General features: G+C 66.5%; 13 protein-coding genes and 1 pseudogene. 6 read left to right on the forward strand and 8 right to left on the reverse strand.

Annotated elements, in window-relative coordinates; genetic code table 11:
• Positions 1-11 precede the first annotated feature (11 nt).
• The 3 genes from QX135_RS11245 to QX135_RS11255 all read left to right on the forward strand — a co-directional run bounded on the left by QX135_RS11245 (position 12) and on the right by QX135_RS11255 (position 2,298).
• Complete coding sequence (locus tag QX135_RS11245) at positions 12-899, forward strand: hypothetical protein (protein WP_315777825.1); 888 nt, start codon at positions 12-14, stop codon at positions 897-899.
• A 9-nt stretch (positions 900-908) separates the two neighbouring features.
• Positions 909-1,934, forward strand: a complete 1,026-nt coding sequence (locus QX135_RS11250) for a hypothetical protein (protein ID WP_316179492.1) — start codon at positions 909-911, stop codon at positions 1,932-1,934.
• A 121-nt stretch (positions 1,935-2,055) separates the two neighbouring features.
• Positions 2,056-2,298, forward strand: a complete 243-nt coding sequence (locus tag QX135_RS11255) for a hypothetical protein (protein ID WP_316179490.1) — start codon at positions 2,056-2,058, stop codon at positions 2,296-2,298.
• Positions 2,299-2,493: 195 nt separating this feature from the next.
• Here the strand turns inward: QX135_RS11255 and QX135_RS11260 are convergent, their stop codons facing one another.
• The 4 genes from QX135_RS11260 to QX135_RS11275 form a co-directional block, all read right to left on the reverse strand.
• Entirely contained in the window at positions 2,494-2,730 is a 237-nt protein-coding gene (locus QX135_RS11260; protein WP_316179488.1) for a hypothetical protein, read from the reverse strand.
• A 126-nt stretch (positions 2,731-2,856) separates the two neighbouring features.
• Complete coding sequence (locus QX135_RS11265; RefSeq protein ID WP_316179486.1) at positions 2,857-4,089, reverse strand: MFS transporter; 1,233 nt, start codon at positions 4,087-4,089, stop codon at positions 2,857-2,859.
• 100 nt (positions 4,090-4,189) lie between these two features.
• Positions 4,190-4,879 (reverse strand): substrate-binding domain-containing protein, encoded by a 690-nt coding sequence (locus QX135_RS11270; protein WP_316179484.1) that lies wholly within the window; start codon positions 4,877-4,879, stop codon positions 4,190-4,192.
• A 94-nt stretch (positions 4,880-4,973) separates the two neighbouring features.
• A complete protein-coding gene (locus QX135_RS11275; protein ID WP_315777830.1) occupies positions 4,974-7,013 on the reverse strand; it encodes an NAD(+) synthase in 2,040 nt (679 codons plus the stop codon).
• A gap of 190 nt (positions 7,014-7,203) precedes the next feature.
• Here QX135_RS11275 and QX135_RS11280 point away from each other — a divergent pair, with 190 nt between their 5' ends.
• Both QX135_RS11280 and QX135_RS11285 read left to right on the forward strand, forming a co-directional pair.
• Positions 7,204-8,052, forward strand: a complete 849-nt coding sequence (locus QX135_RS11280; RefSeq protein ID WP_315758834.1) for an SDR family oxidoreductase — start codon at positions 7,204-7,206, stop codon at positions 8,050-8,052.
• Between the two features lie 123 nt (positions 8,053-8,175).
• Positions 8,176-8,361, forward strand: a pseudogene (locus QX135_RS11285) (hypothetical protein); the annotation flags it as partial.
• Between the two features lie 100 nt (positions 8,362-8,461).
• On the opposite strand, the gene QX135_RS11290 reads toward QX135_RS11285, so the two are convergent.
• The 4 genes from QX135_RS11290 to QX135_RS11305 all read right to left on the reverse strand — a co-directional run bounded on the left by QX135_RS11290 (position 8,462) and on the right by QX135_RS11305 (position 11,271).
• A complete protein-coding gene (locus tag QX135_RS11290) occupies positions 8,462-9,082 on the reverse strand; it encodes a hypothetical protein (RefSeq protein WP_315737021.1) in 621 nt (206 codons plus the stop codon).
• A gap of 180 nt (positions 9,083-9,262) precedes the next feature.
• On the reverse strand, positions 9,263-9,529 hold the full coding sequence (locus QX135_RS11295; protein ID WP_315736147.1) for a hypothetical protein: 267 nt from the start codon (positions 9,527-9,529) through the stop codon (positions 9,263-9,265).
• 84 nt (positions 9,530-9,613) lie between these two features.
• Positions 9,614-10,585 carry a nitronate monooxygenase gene (locus tag QX135_RS11300; RefSeq protein ID WP_315777833.1) on the reverse strand — a complete coding sequence of 324 codons (972 nt, stop codon included), beginning with the start codon at positions 10,583-10,585 and terminating at the stop codon, positions 9,614-9,616.
• 56 nt (positions 10,586-10,641) lie between these two features.
• Positions 10,642-11,271 (reverse strand): hypothetical protein, encoded by a 630-nt coding sequence (locus QX135_RS11305; RefSeq protein ID WP_316179481.1) that lies wholly within the window; start codon positions 11,269-11,271, stop codon positions 10,642-10,644.
• A 155-nt stretch (positions 11,272-11,426) separates the two neighbouring features.
• Here QX135_RS11305 and QX135_RS11310 point away from each other — a divergent pair, with 155 nt between their 5' ends.
• Positions 11,427-12,989: an AMP-binding protein gene (locus QX135_RS11310; RefSeq protein WP_316179479.1), complete on the forward strand. Its 1,563-nt coding sequence runs from the start codon at positions 11,427-11,429 to the stop codon at positions 12,987-12,989.
• Positions 12,990-13,095: the final 106 nt, after the last annotated feature.

A 13,095-nucleotide genomic window follows, 5' to 3' on the forward strand; every position in this document is an offset into this window, starting at 1 on the left:
CAGGGCACGCCATGACCGAACTTGCGCAGAATGCGGATGGACTCAAAGAGGCCGATATCGAGATGAGGCTGGATCGAGCCGCGCGCCTGGTACCACGCCGACGCTTCTTCAGCGATATGCCCGACAAGGGGCTGTTTGCATTGGTCGCCGTATTCGGTTTCATTGGGATACTATTCCTCAAGATGCACCAGTTCAATGCGGACTATATTGCAGGCGGCGCCGTCGCTCTAATGCTTGCTTACGGGTTGATCGCGTTCCAGTTTCGCCGCGTACAGCTTCGACCAGACCGCCTCGGAGACAACTTCTACTATCTGGGCTTCATTTTCACTTTGGCGAGCTTATCGGCTGCGCTGTTGTTGCTGCGCAACGGCAACGACATCAAGGATCTGTTGGGCAGTTTCGGAATTGCGCTGTTCACAACCATCGTTGGTGTCGCAGGCCGCGTTTTGTTCGTGCAGTTGCGGGCCGATATCGACGAAGTCGAGGATGAAGTCCGCCGAGATTTGCTGGGTGCTTCCGCCGACCTCCGTGCCCAACTGAGCTTGACCCTCGCGGAGTTCGAAACCTTCCATACCGGGGTGCAGCAGGCGGCGCGCAAAGCCGCCGAAGAATCGGTCGGCGCGGCGCAAGACTCAGTGTCGAACATCAGCCGCGTCGCCAACACCGCCGCGGAAAACATTGATCGTGCCTTTCGCACTGAGGGAGACCGCGTCGAGGTTCTGCGTGAGGGCACGTCCAAAATCGAGGTCAAGCTCGTCCGGCTGGCGAATGACCTGAATGACCGCTTCGACGAGTTTGGGGCGCGTCTGGACCGCGTCGTCGACCGTTTGTCGGTCGCCATCGGATTGATTGAAAAGCGCCGCCGCTGGTTTCACTTTTGGCCGTTTCACCGAAGTTAGGAGGCTGCAATGGCTTCGCGACTCGCCGATGAACGCGAACAGCGCCGGGGCCTCATTCTCGGACTAACTTTGGCGGAGATCCTGCTGCTGCTCCTGTTCCTGCTCCTGCTGACGCTCTCAGCCGAACTCAAGGATTGGCAGGACAGAGCCAATACGGCCGAAGAGCAGCTCAAGCCGCTTCAGCAAGCGCTACATGAGGGTGGCGCGGTCGATATCACTGCAGTGCAGCAGCTCGTCGAGCGCTTCAAACGCCTACAAGAGCTGGAGGCGGAAAATACAGCACTAAAGCAGCAGACCACCAGGCACGCTGAGCAATCAGATCTAGTCAAGTCACTTGGCCTCGACAGCTCGCAGACGTTCCGGTCGTTTGCCTCGGCAGTCGAGCAAGCCGCCGAGATCGATCCGAACGATCCGCCAGCCGTCCTCAAGCGTGCGGTCGAGATTCTCAATACCCTGGGCAAGGATACGCAGCCGAGCCAGATCAAGCCGCTTTCCCAGATGCTCGATTCCAATGAGGTTACCCAGAAACTTGCAGCGACGGAAGCCGATCGCGACAAGTGCCACCTCGAAGTGCTCAATCTGATGCACAGAAATGGAAACGGCCTTACCTATCCATCATGCTGGACGACGCAGACGGGACAAACGGAATATATCTTCGATATCACATTCGGCGATCGCGGGATTAGGGTCAGCGACGCTACGCCAACCCGAGCGACAGATCCGGCGTGGGAGATGGTCGGCTCATTCAAACGTGATGTCGAAATCAACGAACGGGATTTCGTCGCGGCTACTCGGAAGCTCGCCGACAGAGCGACGTCGCAAAACTGTAAATTCTACACGCGCAACTGGGACGAAACCGGTCCATCGAACAAGGTGCGCTACAAGCAACTGAGGCGGGCGATTGAGCAGAATTTTTATCCTTATTACCCTCCAGCTCCGAGCGTGCCGCCCCGAAGGCCAGCATCCGCTCCTATGACCACGACGGCCGCACCCGGTCCGGCTGCGGGGCAGTTGGGCGAAGGGCGGCCGGAGTAGCCAGTTGGGACAGGGCAGATGTATCAGAAAATCACGTCGCTTCGCGCCGCAGCGTTGCCAATCAGGCGAATTGAGCGCAGGCTCCTCCCCAAGCGCGCAAGTCGCATCAGGGGAGAGACGCATGAAGGAACCAGGACTCGACGGCCGCCATCGGGACAAGGATGGCGAGATCAGCAGGAAGCACGGCAATACATTGGTCGCCACGTTGCGCAACATCTACGGCAAGTCCTTTGCGGCCGGCTATCCGGATTCGACGAAGCTCGGCGATGTGCTGCTGCAGCTCAACGAGACGTCGCTGAGCCAGTTGCGCCGGGACCACGGCACCGGGCATTTGGATCACAAGATCAAGGAAGCCTCGAAGTGATCGGGTTTTGCTGATCGGGATCCATCGCCCGATTGGCGAGGCCGATTGGTGGTCGCAACGTTTGTTCGCTCCCGTGGTTTCGTGCGTCCCGCCACGTGGAGCGCGTCGTCTTGCATCGCTGCGCGGAGCGCCATCGCGCGTCGGAAAGCCCGGGCACCGGGCACTCCGACGCTGAATCCGACGGACGAATCGGTCCTACTTCCCCATGCTTCCCGCCTGGTTCGTGCCCGGGCCGACATTGCCCTGGCTCGACGACGTGGAATCGCGGCCGGACTTCATGTTGCTGCCGGTGGTCTGCGACGAGGTGGTCGACGTCGCGGCGTTGTGCTTCTTGTGGTGCTTCGCTTGCGCGGCGAGCGGGACGGCGGCGAGGGTGGCGGCGACGAGGGTGGCGGCGACGAGGGTGGCAATGGCGAGCTGAGTCTTCTTCATGGATCCGATCTCCATCCGGTTGAACTCCACGCCGCCCAACCCGGCTGCGACATCACAGTTCCTGCCGGGGGATCAAGCGTTGTTGTTCGATTCCGACGGCGCGCGTGAAGGTGCGATGCAGCAGCGTCAGGCCGGCGCTTGCATGGGCACGGCGCCAGGCTGCGACGTCGGCTTGGGAAACGGCCGGAAGGTCATCATCATCATGACAGCGCCGAGGCCCATCACCCACGAGCCGACATAGAGCCAAGTGTAGCTCGCAAAGCTGTCGTAGATCAGGCCGCCGGCCAGCGGGCCGGTCGCCATGCCGAGGCTGCCGGCCATCGCCGTGCCGCCGATCACCGTGCCCATGATGCCTTGCGGAAAATTGTCACGCGCGATCGCGGCGTAGAGCGGCATGGTGCCGGCATAGAGGAAGCCGAAGGTGGCCGCGACCGCATAGAACGCGGCGAGGTCGCGCACGACCACATAGGCCAGCGCGCCGAACGCCTGCGCGAGCAGGCCGAGAACGAGCACGCGCTTGGCGCCGAAGCGGTCGCCGAGCAGGCCGAAGGCGATGCGGCCGCCGAGCCCGGCGAGCCCCTCGATGCTGTAGATCGTCACCGCCGCCATCAGCGGGATGCCGCAGGTGACGGCGTAGCTCACGGTGTGGATGATGGGGCCGGAATGCGTGGCGCAGCAGAAGAAGTTGGTGGCGAGCAGGATCAGGAACTGCGGCGAGCGCAGCGCCGCCGATCGCGTCATCTCGGCCGGCCCGGCGGCGGGCCCCGACACGACGGCGTCGCCGGGCGCTGACGATGGCGGGCGGCCCACGAGCAGCGACGTGGGAATCATGATGGCGGCCACGATCGCGGCGATGCACTGCATCGCGGTGCGCCAGTCGTAGCTGGAGACGAGCCAGGCCGCGAGCGGCGACATCGTCATCGGCGCCACGCCCATGCCGGCCGAGACCAGCGACACCGCGAGGCTGCGATGGGTGTCGAACCAGCCGGTGACGGTCGCCATGACCGGCGGGAAGATCGCCGCCGTCGCGATGCCTGCGATCAGACCGAACAGCATTTGGAACGCCAGCAGCGAGGATGTCAGGCTTGCCAGCAGCAGGCTGACGGCGAGCAGGATCGATCCGATCAGCAGCACGGGACGCGGGCCGATGCGGTCGGACAGCGTGCCCCAGCCCATGCTGGTGACGGCCATCGCCAGGAAGCCGATCGTCATCGCGGTGGAGATCCCCGCGACCGACCACCCGGTCTCGGCGGCCATCGGCTTGAGGAACACCGGCAGCGAGAACAGGCCGCCGACGGCGACGCAGCCGAGCACGCCCCCGGCCGCCACGATCACCCAGCGATAGTACGATGTGCTCATCCGCCGTCTCCTTCCCGATTGTTCGGCTGGAAGACGATCGGGACAAGGCCGAGACGACACGCGGCGATCGGATTTTTTCGCGGGCTGTGGAGCCGGCGCCTCACACCGGCGTCATGCCGTGCTGGCGCTTGGTTTCGGCGGTCTCCTCCGAGACGAGATATTCGATGAAGGCCCGCGCCGCCTCGGTATGCGCGCCGGCCTTGCACAACGCCGCCGCGAACACGGTGCCGGGCTGCAGCGACGCGGGCAGCAGGCCGACGATGTCGATGCCGGGCGCGCCGAGCATCTCGCTGAGCTGCTGGAAGCCGACCTCGACCTCGCCGTCGGCGAGCAGCCTGGCGACGGGAATGCCGGGCTTGGCCTGGACCAGGCGCGAAGTGCCCTCGCTCTCCAAGCCCCAGTCGCGGGCGAGCTTCTGCACATACGTGCCGCTCGGGCCGGTGGAGATGCCGATCGCCCTGGCGTTCTCCATCGCCCTGCGCACGGCGGCCTCGTCGAGCGGATCTGGCTTGGGGCTGCCGGCGCGCACCGCCATCGCCATCGGCGATTCCGCGATTTCGATGATGCTGCCGGGAACGAGATGGCCGTCGCTTTCAAGCTTCTGCAGCGCATCGGAGGCGAGCACGGCGAAGTCGAACGCTTCGCCGGCGCGGATGCGCTTGGCGGCATCGACGCCGCCGACGGATTCGATCGTGATCACCTCGCCGGTCGCCTCCTCATAGGCGGCGGCGAGCTCAGCGAGGATCTGCCTCGTCGCCATCGAGGAAATGCCGGCGGCGGTCACGCTCATGATCAGCTCCGTTCAACGATGTCGATGACGACGCCGCAAAGGCGGACGCGCACGTCTCGGATATGGCAAGCGCGGCGGCCGAGCAAGATGGTCGTCACTTGGGCACGTTGCGCTCCAGATCCTCCAGCCACGCGGTGGCGTTGCCGTCCGACGGCGCGCGCCAGTCGCCGCGCGGCGACAGGGCGCCGCCGGCGACCACTTTCGGGCCGTTCGGCATTGCCGAGCGCTTGAACTGGCTGAAGGCGAAGAAGCGCTTGAGGAACACCTCCAGCCACTTCCTGATCTCGCCGAGCGTGTAGGCGTGACGCTTGTCGGCGGGAAAGCCCGGCGGCCAGGCGCCGTCGCCCGCATCTTTCCAGGCGTGATGGGCCATGAAGGCGATCTTCGAGGGGCGCATGCCGTAGCGCAGCGTGTAGAACAGGTTGAAGTCCTGCAGCTCATAGGGGCCAATCGCGGCCTGCGTGCTCTGCGGCGTCTCGCCCTCCTTCACCGGCACCAGCTCCGGCGAGATCTCCGCTGAAAGCACCGCCTCGAGCGTGCGGTCCACTTCGGCGGAGAACTGACGCGAGGCGATCACCCAGCGGATGAGATGCTGGATCAAGGTCTTCGGCACGCCGGCATTGACGTTGTAGTGCGCCATCTGATCGCCGACGCCATAGGTGCACCAGCCCAGCGCGAGCTCGGAGAGATCGCCGGTGCCGAGCACGAGGCCGCCGCGATCATTGGCGAGGCGGAACAGGTAGTCGGTGCGCAGGCCCGCCTGCACGTTCTCGAAGGTGACGTCGTAGACCTGTTCGCCGCGGCCGAAGGGATGGCCGATGTCCTTCAGCATCTGCGTCGCGGCGGGGCGGATGTCGAGCTCGGCGGCACTGACTTGAAGCGACGTCATCAGCGCATGCGCGTAGGACTTGCTTTGCGCGCCGGTCGCAAAGCCCGGCATCGTATAGGCGAGGATGTTGGTGCGCGGCAGGCCGAGCAGGTCCATCGCCTTGGCGGCGACGATCAGCGCATGCGTGGAATCGAGCCCGCCGGAGACGCCGATCACGATGCGCTTGGTGCCGGTGGCGCGCAGCCGCTGGACGAGACCCGCGACTTGGATGTTGTAGGCCTCGTAGCAGTCCTGATCGAGCCTCGCGGGATCACTCGGCACGAACGGAAAGCGCTCGATGCTGCGCATGAAGCCGATGTCATCGAGGGTCGGCTGCAGCTCGAAGCCGATGCGGCGGTAGTGCACGCCGGCGCGTTGCGCGCGCGCATTGTCGTCGAACGTGCCCATCAGCGCCCGCTCCTGACGCAGCAGATCGAGATCGATATCGGCGAAGATGGTCTGGCCGATCTGGCGGAAGCGCTCGCTCTCGGCCAGCAGCACGCCGTTCTCGAAGATCGAGGTCTGGCCGTCCCAGGCGAGATCCGTGGTGGATTCGCCCACACCGGCCGCCGCGTAGATGTAGGCGGCGAGGCAGCGCGCCGAGGTGGAACGACAGAGCAGCGAGCGTGACTCGGCGCGGCCGACCGTGATCGGGCTGCCCGAGAGATTGGCGAGCACGGTGGCGCCGGCGAGCGCCAACTCGGACGCCGGCGTCACCGGGATCCACATGTCCTCGCAGATCTCGACGCCGATGACGAGCCCGGCGACGTCAGCGGCGGCGAACAGCAGATCCGTGCCGAATGGCGCCATGGTCTCGGCCACCTCGATCATCTCGCCGCGGATGCCGGCGCCGGAGGCGAAGTGACGGCCCTCGTAGAACTCGCGATAGGTTGGCAGGTAGCTCTTCGGGATGACGCCGAGTACCTCGCCGCGATGGATCACGACGGCGCAATTGTAGACGCGATGCGCAAAGCGCAGCGGCGCGCCGACGATCATGACCGGCATCAGGTCGTGCGAGGCTTCGACCAAGGTGAGCAGGCCGCGCTGGACGGCGTCGAGCAGCGGATCCTGCTTGACCAGGTCCTCGATCGCGTAGCCGGACAGGCAGAGCTCCGGAAACACCGCGACCGCCGCCCCCTGGTCATGGCAGGCGCGCGCCGCCGCCAGGATCGCCGCCGCGTTGGCGGTGGGGTTGGCGACGCTGGAGGCCGTGACGCAGGCGGCGACGCGGGCAAAACCGTGCCGGTAGATCGAATGGAAATTCATCGTGGCAGTCCATCTCCTGTCACCTGATCATACGACATGGACCATGACGGGAGCCATAACAAGGGCGGCAGGCCAGCACCGCCAGGGGCGCAGGCTGTGACCTCCGCACGCGTCATTTGAATTGCGCGGGCCACCCGGTGCCGGGTAACTCGAGGCTCGCTTCTTCGCGCCATCCGGGTGAACGGCATCCATGAACCTCTTCGTCATCGGCTTCGGCTACACCGCGCAGCGCTTCGTCGAACTGCACCGCGGCGCGTTCGCGCGCGTCGGCGGCACGGTGCGCGGCGCCGACAAGCGCGCGCAGCTGGCGCCTGATGACATCGACCTGTTCGACGGCACGGCGCCGGCCGCGACGCTGGCGAAAGCCGCGGGCGCCGACGTCGTGCTGATCTCGGTGCCTCCGGGAGCCGGCGACGACCCGGTGCTGGCCACGTTCGGCGACGCCATCACGGCAGGGCGCGCGCGCCGCGTAGTCTATCTCTCGACTGTCGGCGTCTATGGCGACCATCAGGGCGGCTGGATCGACGAGGACACGCCGCTGGCGCCTGAGCACGACCGGGTGCAGGCCCGGGTCCGCGTCGAGCAGGACTGGCGCGCGCGGATCGGCGACCGGCTCGCGGTGCTCCGGCTCGGCGGCATCTACGGGCCGGGCCGCAATGCGCTGGTCGAGCTGCGGGCCGGGCGGGCGCGGCGCATCGTCAAGCCGGGACAGGTGTTCAACCGCATCCATGTCGATGATGCGGGCCGCGCGATCATGGGCGCGATCGAGCGCCGGCAAGGCGGCGCCTGGAACATTGTCGACGACGAGCCGGCGCCGCCGCAGGATGTCATCGCCTACGCCGCCGCGCTGATGGGCATCGCGCCGCCGCCCGAGCTGCCGTTCGACCGCGCCGAGCTGTCGCCGATGGCGCGCAGCTTCTATGCCAGCAACCGCCGCATCCGGAACGTCCGCGCCAAGCAGGAGCTCGGCGTCGTCTTTGCCTACCCGACATATCGTGCCGGGCTCGACGCGCTGTGGGCCGCGGGCGAAGGGCGCTGACGCGAGATTTTCTGGGACACCGGCGAAACCTTCCGCCGCGCTCGCGATTGCAACGAACAAAGATTGTCATGCGGGTTTGACGCGACTGCACGTCGTGCGCCCCTCACACGACGGATGTTCGACGTGCAAGGCGATCAACCCATCAGCTGGCTGATGTTCTTCACGCTCGCGGCCGCGATCATCATTGCCGCCGGCGCGTTCCTGGCCTTCCTGCGCTCGCGACACAACCGCGAGATCGCGTCGGTGGCGATCGAGGGTGACGGCCGGGCCGCGTCGTCGCTGACCGGAGCCGGTGCCGAGAGCGGCGGGCATCCGGAGGCCAATCCGCCGGCGAGGTAAAAAATACCCCCTGGAAGCAAGAAGGCCGCGCAATGCGCGGCCTTCTCTGATGTTCACGCGGCCGGACCAATCAGATCGCGGCTGCGACCTTGTCGAGGCCGATGGTGCGCGCAAGCCGCCGCACTTCGTCCTTCTGGTCCTCGCGCAGCTGCCACAGCAGCGGCATCGCGGCCGACTTCAGCTGTTGCACCTCATCCGAATCCGGATCGATCGCCACCGCGCCCGGCTTCGCCGCGCCCTGGCGGCCGGCGTGGATCTTGCGGGCGACGGCGCGCAGCGCCGTCTCGACCGCCGGCCAATAATATTCCTGGCTCGACGACAGCCGCAGCCGCTCCTTGATGCCCGCGATCTGGCCGTCCGACAGCAACGAATAGGCCTTCTGCACCTCCGGCTTCAGCGGCGCCGGGGCCGGCTCGCTCCTGGCGAGAATCTTGGACTTCGGCACCACCGGCTCGGCAGCGACGACGGCCGACGCCTTCGCCATTTCCGGCTCGGACGGCGCATAGGCAAAGGCCTGACGCAGCGTCGCCTTCGACGGGGCACTCGGCTGCTGCACCTCGGGAGCCGCAAGTGTGACCATCGCCAGACGGTCGCCCTTGGCTTCACGGTTGGAGATTGGGCTCTTCGCCACCACAGGCGGCATCATCGCACCGGCCGAAGGCACGCTGTCCCGCATCAGGACGCTTGTCACGGCCGCGCCTGCGATCAGCACGCCCAGCACAGCGACAAAAGCGATCGACTTCGTCACGCAATTCTCCGTATCCCGGCGGAAAGCCGCAGCTTGCCGAAAAGTGGGAGTTAATTAAGGCTTTACGATGCCACAGAAACACAGAGGCCACCATTCTGCCCTGTGAACATGACGGATATTTTTTTACGCCGCCGAAGACAGCTCGGCCGGCATCAGCAGGTCGTACGCGGCCTGGATGTCGGCGACGATGTCGGAGGCCTCCCAAAGCGCCGCCGGTTCCACCGAATGCAGGCTGATGGTCCAGTTCCCGCCGCGAGCGGTGCGGGGAACGCTCATGATGTCGAACTGGACGTTGCGGCACAGCGGATGCCGCTGCAAAGCATGCCCGACGCGGATCCGGATCTCCTCGAGAGTCGCCCGCTCCTTGTCCTGCCGTAGCCCGATGCCCATCGCACGATTCCGCCAAGTTCAAGCTCCGCGGATTGTGGGACCCGATGGTTAATGGTGCCTTAAGGACACACATCACGTTTTCTCTCATGATCGGAGGCCACCCGCGCCGCCGTACTCATCAGCCGTGCGCGCGACCAGCACGGCGACCGACGGAATGTCGGTGACCCCCGAGGTCGCGTGCCCCGCGCTCCAGATGTCGCGCCAGCGTTTCGGCCGCGCCTCGCGCGCGGCGATGTCGATGTCGCTGCCGATCTCGATCGCGCCGCGCGCCGGCAACGCTTCGGGATCGAGCCCGGCCGCGACGATCGACGGCCGCAGCATGCTGGTCGGCAGGCCCGTGAACGCCGAGGTGAGCAGCACGTCGTCGGCCGAGCTTGCCACCAGCATCGCCTTGTAGCGATCATCGGCCATGCTTTCGCGCGTGGCGATGAACTTCGTGCCCATATAAGCGAGATCGCAGCCGAGCACTTCGGCCGCCCGCAAGGCCACGCCGTCGCTGATGCCGCCCGCGAGCACGATCGGCCCGGCGAAGAACGCCCTGACCGCGCGCACGAAGGCGAACGGGTTGAGCCAGCCGGTCTGGCCACCCGCGCCGGCCGTGAGCAGCACCAGCCCATCGGCGCCGGCTTCCACCGCGCGCTCGGCATGACGGATCGAGGCGACGTCGGCCAACACCAGCGCGCCCGCATCATGCAAGGGCGCAACGACCTTCGCCGGCGAGCCGACCGATGTGATCACGATCTCCGGCCGGTGCCGCAATAGCACCGCGAGATCGTCCTTCAGCCGCGCGTTGGAGTGATGCACGATCAGATTCGGGCAGACCGGCGCAGTCGCCGCCCCGCTGGTATCGCTGCTGCGCGCAAGCCGATCCGCAATCCGGAACAGCCAGGCGTCGAGCTCGTCGGGGGTGCGACAATTGACCGTCGGGAACGCGCCGATCACGCCGTTGGCGCAGGCCGCGCTCACGAGCTCGATTCCCGACACCAGAAACATCGGCGCTGCGATCAGCGGCAGGCGCAGCCGCGTCCGCAGCCCGGCCCATCGAGTCTCCTGCACGGCGCGTCCTCCCTGATCTCTGTTCGGCTCAGGGATAACGACGCAGCCGCATGCGATCAATCGTTGCCGAAGAAGCTGAAGCGCGGCCCTTCCATGCCGACCGGCTGCGCCGCATAGGCGCGGGGCGTCGTATCCTCGCGCACCGCCTGCTCGACGGCGCGCAGATCCTGCTCCCGGCGCTGGCGCCGGCGCTCGACATATTGCCGGTGCCGGTCGGCGCGGCGCTGCTCGGCGACGCGCTTGCGCTCGGCCCCGCGCGCCTTCAGGTCCGCGTCCTGAACTTTTTCTGCGGCCTTCTCCTGGAGCTTGGCCTGGGCTTCGTCGGACGTGGTGGCCGGGGTGGTGGCCGCCACCGCAGAAGCCGCGGGCGCAGCGTTCGCGTCCGGCGCAGCCGCCTGCTGCGACGGCGCGGGACTGGCCGAGGCCGACGTCGCAGGCGCCGTCTCGGCTGCTGCAGGCGACACCTTGATCGGCGTCGTCGCAGCCGCCTGCGTCGCCGCAAGATACGAGGTGGCGGTCGGACTTGGCGACGGCGCGTCCGGTCCGGAGCGCTCGAGCTTGGTCGATTCCATCACCGGCGATCGCGGATGCATGCCCTCGGCCAGAATGAGCCCACCGCCGAGACCGGCCGCGACGGCGATGGCGACCGTTCCGGCTCCTGCAAAAAAGGCTGTCGAGGTGCGCATGGCCTTGCTCCTTAATTCTTCGGCCGGGCAACGCGGGGCGCGCTGCGATGTTCCGGGAACGGCAAAGCGCGCCTTGAGCGCGAGGCACTTTCTGATAGCGTCGGCAACAAGCCATGCGACGCCACAACGATCGCGGCCTCCCGGGAGGACGTTCCATGAGCCATCAGCTTCACACGTTTCCAGTCGTCTGCGAGCAGACCCTGCTCACCCTGTCGCGTCACCCCTCGCGCATCGCTTTCAGCTGGCCCGGCGGATCGCTGTCGTATCAGGGCGCGATCGACCTGATCGGGCGCATGCAGAGCGTGTTCATGCGCCTCGGCCTTTCGCCGGGAACACGTGTCGCATTGCTCACCGCGAACCGCGCCGATACCTGGTGCGCCGGCACGGCGGCACAGCTGTCGCGGCTCGCCATCACCTGGCTGCATCCGCTCGGATCGCTGGAGGACCAGCTGTTCCAGCTGTCGGATTCGGAATCGCAGGTGCTGGTGATCGATGCGGCAGCGTTCCGCGACCGCGGCGGCGAGCTCGCCGCGCGCGCCGACGGCCTCCGTCACGTGTTCACGCTGGGGCAGGCCGGCTATGGCGCTGACCTGCTCGCCGCAATCGAGCAGGCCGGCCACGCCACCGCACGCAATTTCGCCACGCCCGACGACATCGCGACCCTGAACTACACCGGCGGCACCACCGGAAAGTCGAAGGGCGCGCTGCGCCATCACCGCGAGTACGGCGGCTTCGCCACCGCGATCCTCGCCGATTTCGAGATTCCGGAGCGTGCGCGCTACCTCACGGTGGCGCCGATCAGCCATGTCGCCGGCACCAAGGTGCTGCCGACCCTGATGCGCGGCGGCACCGTGCACATGCTGAAGGGATTCGATCCCGAGGCCGTACTGGCGACCATCGCCCGCGAGCGCATCGACTTCACGCTGTTCGTGCCGACGATGATCTACGTGCTGCTCGATCATCCCGCGTTGGCTAGGACCGATCTCTCCTCGCTCGAGCTCGTGCTGTACGGCGCCTCGGCGATGTCGCCGACGCGGCTCGTCGAGGGCATCGAGCGCATCGGCCCGGTGTTCTCGCAGCTCTACGGCCAGACCGAATGCTATCCCGTCTCGGTGCTGCGCAAGGCCGATCATGATCCGAAGCAGCCGGAGCTGTTCCTGTCCTGCGGCTTCCCGATCGCGGCCTGCGAGGTCAAGATCCTCGACGACGACGATCGGGAGGTCGCGCTGGGCGAAGCGGGCGAGATCTGCGTGCGCGCGCCGCATGTGATGGCGGAGTATTGGAAGCGGCCGGACACCACGGCGGACACGTTGAAGAACGGCTGGCTGCACACCGGCGACATCGCTCGCCGCGACGAGCGCGGCTACATGTACATTCTCGACCGCAAGAAGGACATGATCGTCTCCGGCGGCTTCAACATCTTCCCGCGCGAGATCGAGGACGTGCTGACGCAGCACGCCGACGTCGCGATGTGTGCGGTGGTGGGCGTGCCCGACGACAAATGGGGCGAGGCCGTCACCGCGATCGTGGTGCCCCGCGCCGGCGCGCAGATCGACGCTGCCGAGCTGATCGAGCTCGTGAAGGCGCGCAAGGGCTCGGCCCATGCGCCCAAGAGCATCTCGTTCGTCAAGGAGCTGCCGATGACCGGCGTCGGCAAGGTCGACAAGAAGGTGCTGCGCGCACGGTTCTGGGAGGGCCGCGGGCGGATGGTGGGGTAGCGGCATCATCAGCTCCCTCGATCGCCACCGTCATTGCGAGGCGCTCTTGCGCCGAAGCAATCCAGGGCCGCGGATGAGGCCCTGGATTGCTTCGCTCCGCTCGCAA

This window comes from Bradyrhizobium sp. SZCCHNR1098, assembly GCF_032489375.1.
Taxonomy (GTDB): domain Bacteria; phylum Pseudomonadota; class Alphaproteobacteria; order Rhizobiales; family Xanthobacteraceae; genus Bradyrhizobium.